The organism is Leptolyngbya sp. NIES-2104 (genome assembly GCF_001485215.1).
Classification (GTDB): Bacteria; Cyanobacteriota; Cyanobacteriia; order Leptolyngbyales; family Leptolyngbyaceae; genus Leptolyngbya.
The window spans coordinates 1,172,671-1,187,932 of the sequence record NZ_BBWW01000001.1; the positions used below are offsets into that span (position 1 = coordinate 1,172,671).

Sequence of the window (15,262 nt, forward strand, 5' to 3'; positions counted from 1 at the left end):
GAGCAGGTAATGTGTGCAATTGCTCCTGCATGTAGGTTCATCAAACAAAAACGCTGCGAAAGTTGAGGCATTTAGGTTATGACAGAACGGTATGCGATGCGATCCACGGAGAGTCCACAACCTGAACATCAAGATCGATTTATGATCTTCGATTTGGATGCACGGGGACATCATCCTGGATATATTCAGCATTTGGTGAAGTATTGGTGTGAAAATGACCTGCCAGGGCATTTAGACGTGCTGGTGTCTCAGGTTTTCATCCAAAGACATCCACACATTGTTGCACTGGCGGATCAGCGTCCGAATATTCGGTTTGTCTCGATCTCGAAGTCGGAACAAGCAAAGCTTGTCAGCAGCGATGATCTTGGCAGTTCATTCAAGGGACGAATTATTCGAGCATTCCAGGAGTGGAAGATTGTTCGCAAATATGCGCTTTCACTAGGAACCACGCACATCTTTCTGATGTACCTCGATCGCGTTCTACTTCGCATGGCGTTAGGTGTGAAGCTGCCTTGTGCGATGAGCGTGATTTACTTTCGTCCGCTCCTGCACTATGCAGTCTTTCCGAACTATAGTCTGGAAGGTAAAGAGGGCTTCTGGCAATGGCGCGATCGCGTCTGTCTTGCTCGATTTTTGCCGCTTGCCAAACTGCAAACGGTGTTCTGCCTCGACCAATTTGCTGTAGACTACATCAATCAAGTGTACAACACGACGAAAGCGGTTCATCTTGCTGATCCCGTCCAGCGGTACAATCACACCGATGTAGAAGCTGAGGCATTGAGAACTCAGTTAGGCATCGAACCGGGTCGGAGCGTTTTTCTGATGTTTGGTGCATTGGAAAACGATCGTAAAGGATTGAAGGAGACTTTAGAGGCGATCGAACAATTGCCGCCTGCACTGTGTCGGCGCATGACGATTCTACTCGCGGGAACCATTACTGGAGAAGCGCGGGAGCAGCTCGAAGCTCGAATCGCTGAATCGGATGCGATCGCATCCGATTCAGGTTGTGACTCAGTTTGGCTTTGTTCCAGATGAAGCAATTCATCCCTACTTCCAAATTTCTGATGTGGTGCTCGTTCCCTATCAGCGCCACATCGGAATGAGCGCCATTTTAGTGCGAGCAGCAGCGGCTCAGAAACCCGTTCTAGCATCAGATTTTGGTGTGATCGGGGAACTGACTCGACGCTATCAGCTAGGACTCACTGTGGATGCGTCCTCGTCAGAGGAAATCGGTCAAGCCATGATGCGGTTCCTGCTAGAGATTCCTGGTGAACTGTGCAATCCTGTGAAGCAAAAGCAATTTGCTGACCACAACACTGCTCAACAGTTCGCGAGTCAAATCTTTCAAGCGTTGTACAACCCTCCTGCTTCACGCGGTTCTCGATCGCTCAATTCACAAGCAGTTGATTCGCCACAACTCAGTAACTCTCGGAGACTATGAATACTGTTACTTCAGCTCAAGAACGATTTGAAGAGATAGTCCTCTTAAAGACCCGGTTTCACAAACTGACCGTTCAGGATTTGATTAGTTGCATTGTTAAATCGGCGCAAATTAACCAGAAAACAGTGGTTGCCAATGTCAACGTACGAGCGATGAACTTTGCTTGCTCTAAGCCTTGGTATCGCCGTTTCATCAATCAGTCTGATTATGTGTTTTGTGATGGGTTCGGAGTCTTGCTGGGTGCAAAGCTGAACGGTTATGATGTATGCTCTTGTCATAGAATGACTTGTCCCGATTACATCGAATCTCTTGCAAAAGCTTGTGAACAGGAAGGCATTTCACTATTCTTATTAGCTGGTAAACCCGGAGTAACCGATCGAGCGATCGACAAACTCAAAGCGATCGCGCCGAATCTAAACATTCAGGGTCATCATGGTTACTTTGCTAAAACAGGCTCAGAAAACGAAGCTGTAATCGAGCAAATTAACCGCTTCAAGCCTGATGTTTTATATGTTGGGTTTGGAATGCCGCTGCAAGAACAGTGGATCGTTGATAATTTCGATCGGGTTGATACGCGAGTATTTCTGCCACTGGGAGCCTGCTTGGATTTTTACACTGGAACGGTCTACCGTGGTCCTCGCTGGCTCACAGACATGGGACTTGAATGGTTAAGCCGACTGATTACCAAGCCTGGACAACTGTGGCAGCGCTATATCTTGGGCAATCCTTTATTTTTATCCCGTGTTCTAATCGAGTCGTGCAAAAAACGTTTAGGTCTAAGCAAGCTCTAGGCTTGATGCTGCTTTGAACCAATAACCCCCTCAATCTACTCATTCTTTCATTCACCGATTCCGTGTTCTTCGATGAGGTTCTTATGCTGAAAACGCAAACTCTGAGTACTGTTAAGGTTGTTCGTGATCCCTATCCTCATATTGTGATCGACAACTTTCTCGATGATGATCTAGCAGAGCAAGTCGAGCACGAATTCCCCCGTCTCGATGAAATGCCTCGCCACTCTCCTGACTATCAATTGCTCGATGGCTGGCACTCGAATCCCCAGGATGCGGTGATTGCGAATCGTCCGGGGTTGAAGCAACTGTTTAAACATCTAGAATCTGCGGAATTTAGAGCGCAGTTGCAGGAAGTGTTTGGAATTGAGCAGCCACTGTACTGTGATCCAGAGTATCAAGGTGCAGGACTGTTAGCAGCGAAGAAAGGTGGAGTGCACAAAATTCACCGCGATCGCAATCGTCACCTGACCACGCACTTCTATCGCCGTTTAACCTTGCTGGTTTACTTCAATGTTGGCTGGAAACCGGGCTACGGTGGAGAAATCAGTTTATGGGACAAAAAGATCCAACGCAGCACTGATCTGCCACCTTTGTTTAATCGCTGTGTAGTGTTTGAGAACACGCGCCACGCTTATCACAGCGTCGCAGATGTGACGATGCCAGAAGGAATGATCCGCAAGGCAGTTAATTTCTACTACTACACTGAAAGACCTGCACCTTCTGAGCGTCATACTCACGTTTACAATACTGAGTTCTTTGCTTCACCAGGAGAGCGGCTGAAGTTTTGGCGATATGTGGCGACGACTCGGTTTCCGGTGCTGTTGATTGATACGACAATTAACCGCAATGAGATCGCTGCTAGATTTCTGCAAAAGACTGGATTAAGAGCATTTTGGCTGCGATCGCTCGCTGCGGTCTTCAAAGTGACTTCGCCTAGAAAGTACAACAAACTTTTGAAATCTGACCGCTGGAATTTATTCCAGAAGCCGAATCCTAAGTTGATTCAGTATTGGAAAGACCATAACCGAGCTTAGAGGGCGTTTGAAAAGTATCGTTGATCGCGCTCACCCGCCCCGGAATAGAATTTCGGGCTGACTGTGCGAAGTCCACTAAAGGGGACTAAAAGCCCATCGATTAACTCTTCAGTCCTTTTCAAAGGACTTCGCACCGATAGCCCCGAATTCCATTCCGGGGCGAATCCGAACGAAGCGAGGAAACTCTTATCCTTTTCAAACATCCTCTTAGGCTAGGTGAAATCGATCGACGAATCACAAGCTCAAAATTCGTCGATCGACCATTGTTGGGTCAGCTACAGAAGAGCACCGAATTCTGGTTCATTCAATCAGGAGACAAACGATGAAACTGTCAAGAAGACAAACATTGCAGCTTGGTTTCGGTGCGTTTCTGGGTGCAGGTTGCGCTCATGACATGAGTCAAGTCACAGGTTTAGCCCTTAGCGAACCCCCTAAAGATTTTCCCGTCAAAGGACAGCTCAGCTTAAAACAACGTGCAGCCGCAAAAGGCATCATCTTCGGGGCAGCAGGCAACTATCAAGCGCTGACTCAAGACACAGACTATGCTCAAGTGTTTGCTGAAAATTGTGGCATGTTAGTGCCCGAAAATGAATTGAAATGGGCAGCATTGCGACCTTCACCCGATCGCTTTGACTTCACGAGCAGCGATTGGTTAGCGCAATTTGCAAAACAGCACGGAATGTTATTTCGAGGACATACCCTCGTCTGGAATCAATCCAATCCGGAATGGTTGAAAGACACCACAGCCCAGAACGCGGAGCAAGTGTTGATCAAGCACATCGATACGGTCGTGAAACACTATGCAGGGCGAATTCATTCTTGGGATGTGGTAAACGAAGCGATCGCAGCAGACTGGAGCAAGCGAGACGACAGACTTCACTTCACGACTCAATGGTTCAAGCTACTCGATAAAAACTACATCGATATTGCCTTTAAAGCAGCAGGGGCGGCTGATCCCAATGCCATGTTGGTCTACAACGATGGCTATCTCAATTATGATACTCCTCACGATAATGAAGCGAGAGCCGCAGTTCTCAAATTGCTGGAATGGCTGAAATCTCGGAATGCGCCGATTCACGCTTTGGGAGTTCAGGGACATTTAGATGCAGCAGACAAGCGATTTAATCAGAAAAAATTCAGAGATTTTCTCAGCGAAGTGGCAGGAATGGGACTGAAGATTCTGCTCACGGAATTAGATGTCAGCGATCGCTATCTTCCCGCTGATCTTGAAGTGCGCGATCGTGCAGTTGCTCAAACGTATGAGGAATATCTTTCGGTTGCGCTGGATGAACGAGCAGTGATTGCAGTTCTCACTTGGGGAATGAGCGATCGCTATACGTGGCTCACAAACTATAGTCCACGTTCTGATAAGTTGCCTGTGCGCGTCCTGCCGTATGGCGCAGATTTACGGCGAAAATTAGCGTGGAATGCGATCGCTCGTGCGTTTGATGCGGCTCCTAAGCGTTAGACCGAGACGAGACTAGGAGCAGGTTGAACTTCAGTGAAGGGTTCAACCGCGACGGGTTGCTTAACAGGTTCGATCGCAGGTGCAAAATGTTCGTCGATTAGCGTCGGAACATCTTTTGGATCGAGTTTAGTGTAGCGAGTTTTCCCCGGCATGAAGACAACAGGAACTTTACCACACGCTTTCATACAGCCTGTTCCTTTGACTTGAATCTGATCGTCGAGTCCGCGATCGCTCAGTGCCGTCTCGATCGCTTTGCAGACTGCTTTTCCGCCCCGCTTCATGCAGCTTGATTTCTGACACATCAGGATCGCTTCTTTCCCAGCCTTTTGAGGTTTTGTGGAACTGGGAGCGACGGAGGCTTCGAGCGCTGAAATCGAAGTCGGTTGAATCCAGTAGGCTTTGAATTTTAGCGTGTTCGTTTTGCGATCGAACTTTTGCCAGCCACCGACTTGAATTTGTTCTCCGGGAAGCAAGGTTTGCTGTAGGGAAGCCTTCGCTTGTTTCGTCATTTTGATGGAAAACTCACCGTCTGAAGTCACGATTAAAAGGCGCTTGATCTTGTAGCCCTCTTTGAAGACGTAACCGAGAAACTGACCGGAGAAGCGAAATTCGCCAGATTGGTGATCCTGCGTCATGGTTTGATCTAAAACGACAACTGGGTTATTGCTAAAGATATTCAATAACCTCTGAAAACTAACATACTCGAACTTGATCCCTTTTGCAAATACTTCTCATTAAAAAAGTTACGATACTCCGTAAAAAATCCCCGCCCCGATCGCTCAAGACGGAGATAACCACGATTTAAATCTTTCTTAAACTCGAACTTCCACAGCCGCTTTACTCGGTTCCAACGGCAAGAACAACGTAAACACTTCACCCTGTTCTGGGCGCTGTCGGACAATTAACTTACCGCCTAGAGCCTGAAAAATATTCTTAGTAACATTCAGGTTCAGGCTCAAGCTGCCTGTTTCCGGTTGGAACATCAAGACTTGTCCTAGGGATTTCAAGAGCGGCATTCGGTGAGCACGATCGACATCTTCTTGTGCCTGCGGTTGAAGCTGTAATTTCAATTGATGTCCGGCAAGCGACACTTCTACCTGAATCGAGCCGCCAGAGGGTAAACTTCTTGCCGATCGTTCGATCAAACTCGTTAACGCTTGATCCAACATCGTCGGATCGCTCATTACTGACGGAATGTGCTGCGGCAAAATCACATCAAGCGTAAGATTGCGCTGATTGGCTTGTTTCTGCCAGCGAGGAATGCTCTGCTCTAACACTTCCTCTAGCGAAGTGGTCGCAAGAGCGGAAACCTTCGTAGCAGAAGTCTCAAGTTCGACCGCATGGAAAATCAGGTTAAAGCGATCGATCTGTTCGCTGCATTCTCGATCGATGATTTCCAACCGCTTCACCACATCTGCTGGCAAGTCTTTTCGCCGCAAGAGTAGCCGCGTCAATGTCCGAATCGTCGTTAATGGCGTACGAACTTCGTGCGAAATCGCTTGAAGTAATTCCACATCTGCACCCGCCAACACATCAGAGGCTGGGGTTTGTAGCGGACGGGGGTCGCGAATTCTGCGCTTTTCGGGTTCTGCGATCGGGTCGGGCAAATAACTCAAAAGTGCATGAGTGAACTGAGACACCAACTTGTATTTGGGTTCGACAGGCTGGAAAGTTTTGTAGAGTTGATCGATCGCTGGAAGTTGAGCGGGATTCATCAAGACCACCCGCAATCTGAGGTTTTGCCAAGCGCGATCGACAACTTCGGGATCAAAGGAAAACAGAAACGTGGGATCACCAGAAGCGTTCTCACCTTGCACCATCAAGACACTGAATTCGCGAGTCAACGCCAGACAGAATGGCTCAGACGCGAGGGGATCACCGGGGAGTAATGTCAGAGTTTTTTCGGTTTCACACATTGCGGTAGCGCCGTCAGCGGATGGCAACTGGAAGGGAAAGCCCGCAAACATCGAATTGGGCGTGAAGAGCCAGGAAGAAATATTGGGAAGATCTTCGGGATTGCTGAGAACGGGCAGGGGAGCAGAGAAAATGGCTCCACCGTCAGAAGTGGATTGTAGAAGTGCTTCGAGAGCAGCGATCGCGCCAAACCATTCTCGCTCACTTCGCAACTGGCGAGCGGCAACGGAAATGGGCGTTTGCGTTTCTAGAATCGTCAGAGTTTCACCACTGGCGACGAGAATTTCACTTAAGGTTGGGAAGATCCACTCAGACATAACACGACTATCACTGCGACTTACTTAGAGCGTATCGATTTTCTGGAAATAAGGAAGATCGTAGAACCGTACCGTATGAGAGGCAATCTCCGAAGACGGTGGATTTTGAGATTTCGGATTAGGCTAGAGATACCCCCTGATCTTGTATTTCGCTCATGGATTGGCAAGAAATTTCTGGCAATTGGGTGCTTGTGCCCGATCGACCGATCGCAATTATTCATTTTCTCGGTGGTGCGTTTGTCGCCACTGCTCCACAATTAACGTACCGCCGTTTGTTAGAGTTTCTCGGTGATCAAGGCTACTTAATTGTGGCTACGCCGTTTGTTAATACCTTTGATCATATAGAAATTGCTAAATCGGTGCTGATGAGTTTTGACAGAGCGTTAAGAGGAATTCGCTCTCAGCTTTCAGTTCAATACCTGCCGATCTATGGAATGGGACATAGTATGGGCTGCAAACTGCATTTATTAATCGGCAGTTTATTCGCAGTTGAACGAGCGGGAAACATTTTCATCTCGTTCAACAATTACGCGGCGAAAGAAGCGGTTCCATTTGTTGAGCAATTTTCGCAATTCCTCAAGCCGCAGGGATTTTCAGTTGAGTTCACGCCTTCTCCGAGTGAAACCAAGGAGTTGATTCGCGATCGCTATTCAGTCCGACGAAACCTGATTATCAAATTCGCAGATGATTCGATCGATCAATCGCTTCCTTTGGCGCAACTTCTTGAAGATATCTATCCGGGGATGATTACCACGCATCGATTAAAGGGAACGCACGTAACGCCGCTGGGTCCCGATATGAAGTGGCAAGTGGGATCATCGTTTACGCCGATTGACGCGATCGGGCAATGGATGAGACAAGAGATTTATCGAGAGTTGCGGCAGTTGGAGAAAACGATTTTGCGCTGGCTGAATCCAATGGAGTGATGAACCATCCGCGATCGCGGATGGTTCATGTCTTTACTTAAGAAGCAAACTCGATTTGTGCGATCGCTTTCCTTGCCAACTTCGCCAAAAACAGTCCGGACGATTGCCCTGTACGGATACCTTCTCTAATAGTCCTACGAAGAAGCTTTATGACACCAGCGATATATCCTAGCTGTCTCTGCTGCAACGTATTCCCAGCTCCACTGTTGAGCTTTTTCTAAATTCGATTTACCCATCTTAGGCAGCGCTGCCTGTCGTTCTACGGCTAGCTTCATCGCTTGAGGTAATCCATCCTTATCTTCTGGGTCATAAAGAAACGCACCAGATTCATCTAAGACATCACTAAAGTAACCCATTCTCGGAGCGATACAAGCTTTACCAAAAGACATACCAAGCAAGGTCACTCCAGAGGTTGTAAAGACCTTGTAGGGAACCATAAAACAATCACAAGCGTTCATGTAGATTTGAACGTCATCATCATCAATGGGTTTAGGAGTAAACAGAATGTTATCGTAACCCTTGATCTGATGGCGAATGACTTCTTCGATATCATCTTCAGCCGGAAAGCCTGCAATCAGGAGGGATGCAGTATTCTTAGGAAGTTGCTTGAAAGCTTCGATCGCTTCCAAAGTCCCCTTTGAGCGAAAGATATTGCCAAATAGCAAGAAAACCACGTGCTCTTGGGGAGCAGCTAATAATTGGCGTGCATGAGCTTGGTCACAGTCATTCTTATAAACATCGATATAGTGCCCATGCGGTACAACAAAAACTTTGCGTTTGTTCTTAATTTTAAGATCTCTAATAATGGCATCCTTCGTCGTTTGACAGTGAGCAATAATCCCATCAAACAATCGACCAAAGGTCACACTCCAAGAAGGATAAATTTCGCCCCACTTACCTTGATATTTATCTGACCATTCATGAACTGTCCAAACAATTTTTGTGCCTGCTAATTTCAAGATCAGAATTTGGATTACAAAAATAAAGAACTTAATCCAACGTTTGAATGAACTGGAGCTAAGGAAGAAAAAATGAATATGATGTAGATGTAAAACTTCAGGCTTAACTTTTCCCCAGAATTTGGGCAGGAAAATAGAGGTCGGGAAATAATCTACGACTCTAAATCCCTCATACTCCAGATTATCAATCAACAAATTACGATAGGGATTGTTACCTAAATCTGATAAAAAAACAACGTTTGGATTCTTCATGAACAGGCAAGATTAATTCTAACTTTGAACATTTAGAGGAAGGCAGAAAGGAACTCACTGAACGAGAAACCTTCGATTTTGTAAGGAAATTTGAACAGCGAGTTCAGCACTTTGCATCAAAGCAGATTCACACTACTTTATCGATTCAAAACGATCTCACGATAACTGCCAGACCTCACAAGTTTGCCTCCTTCTAACACATAGATTTGATCGCAATGTTCAACTGTCGAAAGGCGGTGAGCAATAATAATTAGCGTCTTAATACCAGACAAGTGTTGGATTGATTCAGATACTAATTTCTCAGTTTCATTATCGAGTGCAGCAGTCGCCTCATCAAGAATCAGAATTTCGCTGTCGTGATATAGCGCTCTTGCAATACCAATCCGTTGACGTTGACCACCCGATAATCGCACTCCTCGCTCACCAACAAAAGTTTCTAGTCCATCAGGTAAATGGTCAATTAAATCAGTTAGCTGAGCCATTTGGATCACCTTGTCAATTTTTTGCTTATCAATTAGGTGATCAGGAACACCAAAAGCAATATTTTTTTCAACTGTGTCATCCATCAAGAAAATGGATTGCGGAATATAACCAATCAAGTTTCTCCAAGATTGAATGTTTTTGTAGATTGAAATTCCATCTACAAGCAAATCTCCGCTTGTTGGCTCTAATAGACCTAAAACTACGTCTACCAAGGTTGTTTTACCAGCTCCAGACTTGCCGATTAAAGCAATTGACTGCCCTTTACCAATCCTGAAAGAGATGTCTTTTATTGATGGCGTTGTAGTGTTCGGATAGGAATAAGTGACCTGTTTGAGTTCAACACTCTCAGTAAAAGTCATTGACGGCTTGTACCCCGATTGAGCGCCGTTTTGACCGTCCAAATTCAATTTTCCATCTGTACTGATACCATTCGATCGCTCCAGTGTCTTTAGGTCACTATAAATAATGTCGAGTGTATATCCTGATGTTTGGATAATCGCAAACGCCGTAAGTGACTGACTTGCTGCTGGAATTAAACGCATGGATGCGACAGCAAAAATACTCAAAATCGGTAAGATTGTTTCAACCTTCTGACCGAACAGGATTGGGTAGACAGAGACCAGAAGTACAACAAATGAAACCATTAAAGTCTCAATAGAAACCTTGGGTATAACTTGCATACTAAAGGTCTTAGTAACAGAATCCGCATTCTTGAATGCCTGTTCTCGCATCTGCTCCATGAAATAAGGCTTACAACCAATTGCGTAGGTTTCTTTTACTCCTCCTAAACTATGGTTGATCACACGAATCATGCCATGAGTTGATTCGGTAACCTCCCTACCCCATCGCTTAGCCTTCTTTTTGAAAATGTAAAATAGCAAAAATGTAGGTAAGACAATTGCTAGAATCATGACAAACAAAATCGAACTTGTCTTTGCTAGCAGCAATACCAAGAAAGTAGCAGTGATAAGACTTGAGAGTCCCTCTAGTAGAGGGAGCGTACACCGATGACAAAAATTTTGTGTCTCTTGAACTAGGGTGTTGATTAGTCCAGCACTGTCCCGACTGAGATGAAAAGTGTATGGAGCAGATAAGTAAGCACTCAAAAGCCTTAATATGACTCTCGCCTGCTGATCTAGTCCAAATTTAGAGATGTGATGCCGTGCGAAAAAATAGAGTAGGGACTTAATAATGAAAGTGATGGCAAGTGCAATTCCAAGAACAGGAATGAACTGTTGAGTTGATTGAAAGCCTGAAATCTCGTAGGCTTTTTCGATCACAGGAATAGACCTGACGGCATCTGGGTTAGATGACAACCAAAGGAAAGGACCAATTAAACCAATCCCAAAAGTTTCTAGCAGAGATGATAGAACAAAAACAACTACCAGTAAAAGTAATCGCTTTTTGGCATCTCCCAGGATGTAAAAAAACTTGTTGAGATAATTAATCATGTTCAGAAAATCTTAGTGAAAATTCCGATGCAGAGCGTTAGTAAAAGGTATAAGTGATTTCAAGTAAATGAAGCAAGTCGTCATTCGTGACTTTATGTTCTCTTTACTAAAAGTGAGGGAATCTGATGTCAATTTCTTAAATAGAGCTGTGTATGAAGTTTTGAGTGAATCACTGTCGATCGTAGTTCTGTAAATTCACGATTTAACACTGCTCATTTTGGTCAGAAATGGTCTTTTTGCTGGTCGTGGTCTAGACCTGTAGCGCTGCTAGTGGCGAAGCAGCAAATTCTAGGGATTATATTAAAATCAAAAGCGAAACTGTGCGGTAGAGTACCAAAACGTAATTGAATATAGAACGGGGATTGGGCAAAGCCCGATCGCTTGTTCCTCACCGTCTGAAAATCATGTTTGTTTTGCTTCAGCAAGTCCGATTCCTTGATCCGGTTGCGAATGTCGATCGCGTTACGGATGTTTTGTTAGAGGATGGGATTATTCGGGCATTTGAGCCTTCGGAAATCCCAGAGTCAGCAGAACGTCGATCGTGTTCGGGTTGCGTTCTTGCTCCGGGTCTAATTGATTTGTACAGTCACAGCGGCGAACCGGGATTTGAAGAGCGCGAAACTTTAGAATCACTACAAGCAGCCGCGATCGCAGGTGGATTCACTCGGCTGAATTTGCTGCCCGATACGACTCCCGCGATCGATCATTATGCGATTGTCACCCAGATTCGATCTAAGTTTCCTCGAATCAATTGCTGGGGCGCTTTGACGCTAAATACTGATGGACAACAGATGACGGAACTGGCTGAACTGGCGGCAGATGTGATTGGGTTTACGGATGGGAAAGCGATCGCGAATCTTGCACTCGTCCGACGATTATTAGAATATGTGCAGCCGATGAAGAAAGCGATCGCGCTTTGGGCATCTGATCCAGGATTAGCTGGAAAAGGCGTGATTCGAGAAGGCACGAATTCGATGCGATTCGGATTGCCGGGAATACCCGTCATGGCTGAATCTGCACCATTAGCAGGTTTGATCGAATGTGTTGAAGCGATTGGAACTCCAGTTCATCTAATGCGGGTTTCAACAGCGCGAGGAGTGGAATTGATTCGATCGGCAAAATCTCGTGGCGTTCCAATTACAGCCAGTACAACTTGGCTTCATTTACTGCTGGATACAAATTCTGTGCAGTCTTATGATCCGAGTCTGCGACTTGATCCGCCCTTGGGAAATTTGAGCGATCGACAAGCACTGATCCAGGCGGTGCAAGAAGGTGTAATTGATTCGATTGCCGTGGATCATAGCCCGTACACCTATGAAGAAAAAACGGTGGCGTTTGGAGAAGCACCTCCAGGGGCGATCGGGTTAGAACTGGCGCTGCCGCTCTTATGGTCGAATCTAGTTGAATCCGGTTGCTGGTCGGCTTTGGAATTGTGGCGGAGTTTGACGATTCGATCGGCTCAATGTTTGGGACAGAATTTGAACGCGATCGCGCCCAATCAGCCCAGTGATTTAATCTTGTTTGATCCCAATGAGAAATGGACAGTCGATCGCTCAAATTTGCGATCGCTGTCCACGAATACGGCTTGGTTGAATCAGTCTATTTCTGGGCGAGTTTTGGAAGCTTGGTGTTTCTAATATTGCGGATCAGGTGCAATCTCACCCACGCGATTGGGGGGCCAGAATCGCACTACAGCTCTACCGATAATTTTGTCACGCGGCACGAATCCCCAATAATGGCTGTCGTAGCTGTTATTTCGGTTATCGCCAAGGACGAGATAAGAATTTGGTGGAACGACTTGAGGACCCCATTCATACTGGGGCGCTTCCTCTTTGCCGATGTAGTCTTCTCGTAGCGGCTGATCGTTGATATAAACTCGACCGCCTTTCACCTGGACTTTTTCACCCGGCAGTCCAATCACCCGCTTGATAAAGGCATCGTGGAAATTTTGTTTCTCTAAAGCAGCAGTTGGAGAAAAGACGACAATATCACCGCGCTGCGGATTGTTAAAGCGGTAACTAATTTTGTCGATAATCAAGCGATCGTTGATCTGTAAGGTCGGCAACATCGAACCAGACGGAATGTAGCGGGCTTCGGCAACAAATTGCCGAATCCCGATCGCTAGAACGGCACTTAAACCGATCGTTTTGAGTCCCTCTAGCCAGGGATTTTCGTCTTTCTGACGTGCTTTTCTGTTAGGAGCCGGGTTATCCACTCGATTCATACCACCTTAACGATTACAGCTTGTGAGGTTGACATGCAGACCTTCGTTCTCAGTCTAATCTACACAGGTGAATTTGAACTTTCAGTATGAAACTTTGAACGGAAATCCGATCACTTCGGTTGAATCATACAGTCTGTACTTCACTGTTCTGTTGATAGAGTTGCTGCCCATAAGGTTTCTATCAATTCAAAGGAATTTCTAAAAGCGGTCAAGATCCGATAAAAGTTCGCTCCACAAAAATAAGGTGATGCAATCTAGCACATATTGAAGAGACTATACCGCAGAAACAAAATTAAGACATTTGGCATTTGAGCGCGATCGCGTTTGAAGTATTCGATGATCGAGATAGTGACACAGGCTTGAAGTTATGGCGCTCTTGATTCAAAATGCAACGGTTCTGTTGCCGTCTGGTGAGTTCGTTCTGGGTGATGTACGAGTAGAAGGCGATCGAATTGCGGAAGTTGGCAGTCAACTCACGCCCGGAGATGCAGAAATTATTGATGCAACGGGTCTAACGCTGTTACCGGGTGTGATCGATCCCCAAGTGCATTTTCGTGAACCTGGACTTGAGTATAAAGAGGATTTGTCTACTGCGAGTCATGCCTGTGCACGGGGTGGGGTCACTTCGTTCTTGGAAATGCCAAACACTCGACCGCTCACAATCACTCAAGAGGCACTCAATGACAAGTTAAACCGGGGTGCAGAAAAATCTTTGGTCAATTACGGCTTTTTTATCGGGGCGACTCCTGCAAATCAAGAAGACTTACTCACGGCGAATCCAGTTTGTGGCATCAAGATTTTCATGGGATCGATGCACGGTGATTTGTTGGTCGATGAAGAAACGGCGTTAGATGCGATTTTTTCAAAAGGCGATCGCTTAATTGCTGTTCATGCCGAAGACCAAGCCCGCATTCGGGAAAGACGCGCTCAATATGCGGATGTGACCGATCCCGCAATTCATTCCGTGATTCAGGACAATCAAGCCGCTCTAAATGCAACTGAACTGGCTCTGAAACTGTCAAAGAAATACCGCCGCCGCCTTCACATTTTGCACATGTCTACCGCAGAAGAAGCGGAATTGATGATGCGGGAGAAACCGGAATGGGTAACGTGCGAAGTCACTCCTCAACATTTGGTGCTAAATACCAGTGCGTACGAAAAACTCGGAACGTTGGTGCAGATGAATCCACCCATTCGATCGGCGCACGATAATGAAGTGCTTTGGGAGGCGTTGCGAAATGGCGCGATCGATTTCATCGCTACCGACCACGCGCCCCATACTTTGGAAGAAAAAACCAAAGGCTACCCAAACTCCCCTTCTGGAATGCCCGGAGTTGAGACTTCTCTAGCCGTGATGTTGACGCAAGCCGTTCAAGGTCGTTGTACCGTTGCACAAGTTTCTCACTGGATGTCTACTGCGGTCGCGAAGGCGTATCGAATTCCAAACAAGGGCTTGATCGAACCTGGATACGATGCGGATTTGGTATTAGTTGATTTGAATCACTCTCATCTAGTATTGCGTGAGGAAGTTGTATCGAAATGCGGCTGGAATCCGTTTGAGGGCTGGGAGTTGACCGGATGGGCGCAGGTGACGATCGTCAATGGTCAAGTCGTATATGATCGTGGCAAATTTAATGAAGAGGTTCGCGGACGGGCATTAAGGTTTGATGCGGTATGACACCAGAAGAAATTCAAAGAACGATCGAGCAAATGTTAGCGGTGCAGCGGGAGTTGCAAGAGAGCCAGTTGCAGCAACGGGAAGATATCAATCGAGTGGTGCGCTCAATCGAGCAGATGTTAGAGGTGCAACGGGGCTTGCAGAATGGGCAATTAGAGTTACAAGAGCGACAATTTCAGCAACGGGAAGATATCGATCGGATGCTGCGGTTAGTCGATCGATTAATCGGCTACTCGATTACGAATGAGTCAGACCATATCTCTTTGGAGGAGCGAATGTCAGCATTAGAACAGCGGGTGCGACGATTGGAACCGGAGAACTAGG

At 46.2% G+C, this 15,262-nt stretch carries 14 protein-coding genes; 9 read left to right on the top strand and 5 right to left on the bottom strand.

Translation table 11 applies throughout. The annotated features are described in order from the left end of the window. Nucleotides 1-78 precede the first annotated feature (78 nt). The 5 genes from NIES2104_RS05365 (at nucleotide 79) to NIES2104_RS05390 (ending at nucleotide 4,734) form a co-directional block, all read left to right on the top strand. Nucleotides 79-1,035, top strand: a complete 957-nt coding sequence (locus tag NIES2104_RS05365) for a hypothetical protein (RefSeq protein ID WP_058996469.1) — start codon at nucleotides 79-81, stop codon at nucleotides 1,033-1,035. Then, a complete protein-coding gene (locus NIES2104_RS05370) occupies nucleotides 1,007-1,441 on the top strand; it encodes a glycosyltransferase (RefSeq protein WP_192843562.1) in 435 nt (144 codons plus the stop codon). Before NIES2104_RS05365 ends, NIES2104_RS05370 begins: the two co-directional genes overlap by 29 nt. Next, complete coding sequence (locus tag NIES2104_RS05375) at nucleotides 1,438-2,232, top strand: WecB/TagA/CpsF family glycosyltransferase (RefSeq protein ID WP_082689934.1); 795 nt, start codon at nucleotides 1,438-1,440, stop codon at nucleotides 2,230-2,232. The genes NIES2104_RS05370 and NIES2104_RS05375 overlap by 4 nt, the downstream gene beginning before the upstream one ends. 83 nt (nucleotides 2,233-2,315) lie before the next feature. Next, nucleotides 2,316-3,266 carry a 2OG-Fe(II) oxygenase gene (locus tag NIES2104_RS05380; RefSeq protein WP_058996472.1) on the top strand — a complete coding sequence of 317 codons (951 nt, stop codon included), beginning with the start codon at nucleotides 2,316-2,318 and terminating at the stop codon, nucleotides 3,264-3,266. A gap of 322 nt (nucleotides 3,267-3,588) precedes the next feature. After that, the gene (locus NIES2104_RS05390; protein WP_058996476.1) at nucleotides 3,589-4,734 is read left to right on the top strand and encodes an endo-1,4-beta-xylanase; all 1,146 of its coding nucleotides are present in this window, start codon (nucleotides 3,589-3,591) and stop codon (nucleotides 4,732-4,734) included. Here NIES2104_RS05390 and NIES2104_RS05395 read toward each other — a convergent pair. Then, nucleotides 4,731-5,369: a ferredoxin gene (locus tag NIES2104_RS05395; RefSeq protein ID WP_058996478.1), complete on the bottom strand. Its 639-nt coding sequence runs from the start codon at nucleotides 5,367-5,369 to the stop codon at nucleotides 4,731-4,733. The genes NIES2104_RS05390 and NIES2104_RS05395 overlap by 4 nt on opposite strands. A gap of 177 nt (nucleotides 5,370-5,546) precedes the next feature. After that, the gene (locus NIES2104_RS05400) at nucleotides 5,547-6,965 is read right to left on the bottom strand and encodes a sensor histidine kinase KdpD (protein WP_058996480.1); all 1,419 of its coding nucleotides are present in this window, start codon (nucleotides 6,963-6,965) and stop codon (nucleotides 5,547-5,549) included. Between the two features lie 155 nt (nucleotides 6,966-7,120). Here NIES2104_RS05400 and NIES2104_RS05405 point away from each other — a divergent pair, with 155 nt between their 5' ends. After that, nucleotides 7,121-7,891, top strand: coding sequence for a DUF1350 family protein (locus NIES2104_RS05405; protein ID WP_058996482.1), 771 nt, complete (start codon nucleotides 7,121-7,123; stop codon nucleotides 7,889-7,891). 134 nt (nucleotides 7,892-8,025) lie between these two features. Here the strand turns inward: NIES2104_RS05405 and NIES2104_RS05410 are convergent, their stop codons facing one another. Then, nucleotides 8,026-9,102 (bottom strand): glycosyltransferase family 4 protein, encoded by a 1,077-nt coding sequence (locus NIES2104_RS05410; protein ID WP_058996484.1) that lies wholly within the window; start codon nucleotides 9,100-9,102, stop codon nucleotides 8,026-8,028. Between the two features lie 137 nt (nucleotides 9,103-9,239). Then, the gene (locus tag NIES2104_RS05415) at nucleotides 9,240-11,036 is read right to left on the bottom strand and encodes an ABC transporter ATP-binding protein (protein ID WP_058996486.1); all 1,797 of its coding nucleotides are present in this window, start codon (nucleotides 11,034-11,036) and stop codon (nucleotides 9,240-9,242) included. 404 nt (nucleotides 11,037-11,440) lie between these two features. On the opposite strand from NIES2104_RS05415, the gene NIES2104_RS05420 reads away from it, so the two are divergent. Beyond that, the gene (locus tag NIES2104_RS05420) at nucleotides 11,441-12,673 is read left to right on the top strand and encodes a dihydroorotase (RefSeq protein WP_058996489.1); all 1,233 of its coding nucleotides are present in this window, start codon (nucleotides 11,441-11,443) and stop codon (nucleotides 12,671-12,673) included. Here the strand turns inward: NIES2104_RS05420 and lepB are convergent. Beyond that, nucleotides 12,670-13,260 (bottom strand): signal peptidase I, encoded by a 591-nt coding sequence (lepB, locus tag NIES2104_RS05425; RefSeq protein ID WP_058996490.1) that lies wholly within the window; start codon nucleotides 13,258-13,260, stop codon nucleotides 12,670-12,672. The two genes, NIES2104_RS05420 and lepB, sit on opposite strands and share 4 nt — an antisense overlap. A gap of 367 nt (nucleotides 13,261-13,627) precedes the next feature. Between lepB and NIES2104_RS05430 the strand changes: the two genes are divergently transcribed. Both NIES2104_RS05430 and NIES2104_RS05435 read left to right on the top strand, forming a co-directional pair. Continuing rightward, nucleotides 13,628-14,938: a dihydroorotase gene (locus NIES2104_RS05430; protein WP_058996492.1), complete on the top strand. Its 1,311-nt coding sequence runs from the start codon at nucleotides 13,628-13,630 to the stop codon at nucleotides 14,936-14,938. Beyond that, nucleotides 14,935-15,261 (top strand): hypothetical protein, encoded by a 327-nt coding sequence (locus NIES2104_RS05435; RefSeq protein ID WP_058996494.1) that lies wholly within the window; start codon nucleotides 14,935-14,937, stop codon nucleotides 15,259-15,261. The genes NIES2104_RS05430 and NIES2104_RS05435 overlap by 4 nt, the downstream gene beginning before the upstream one ends. Nucleotide 15,262: the final 1 nt, after the last annotated feature.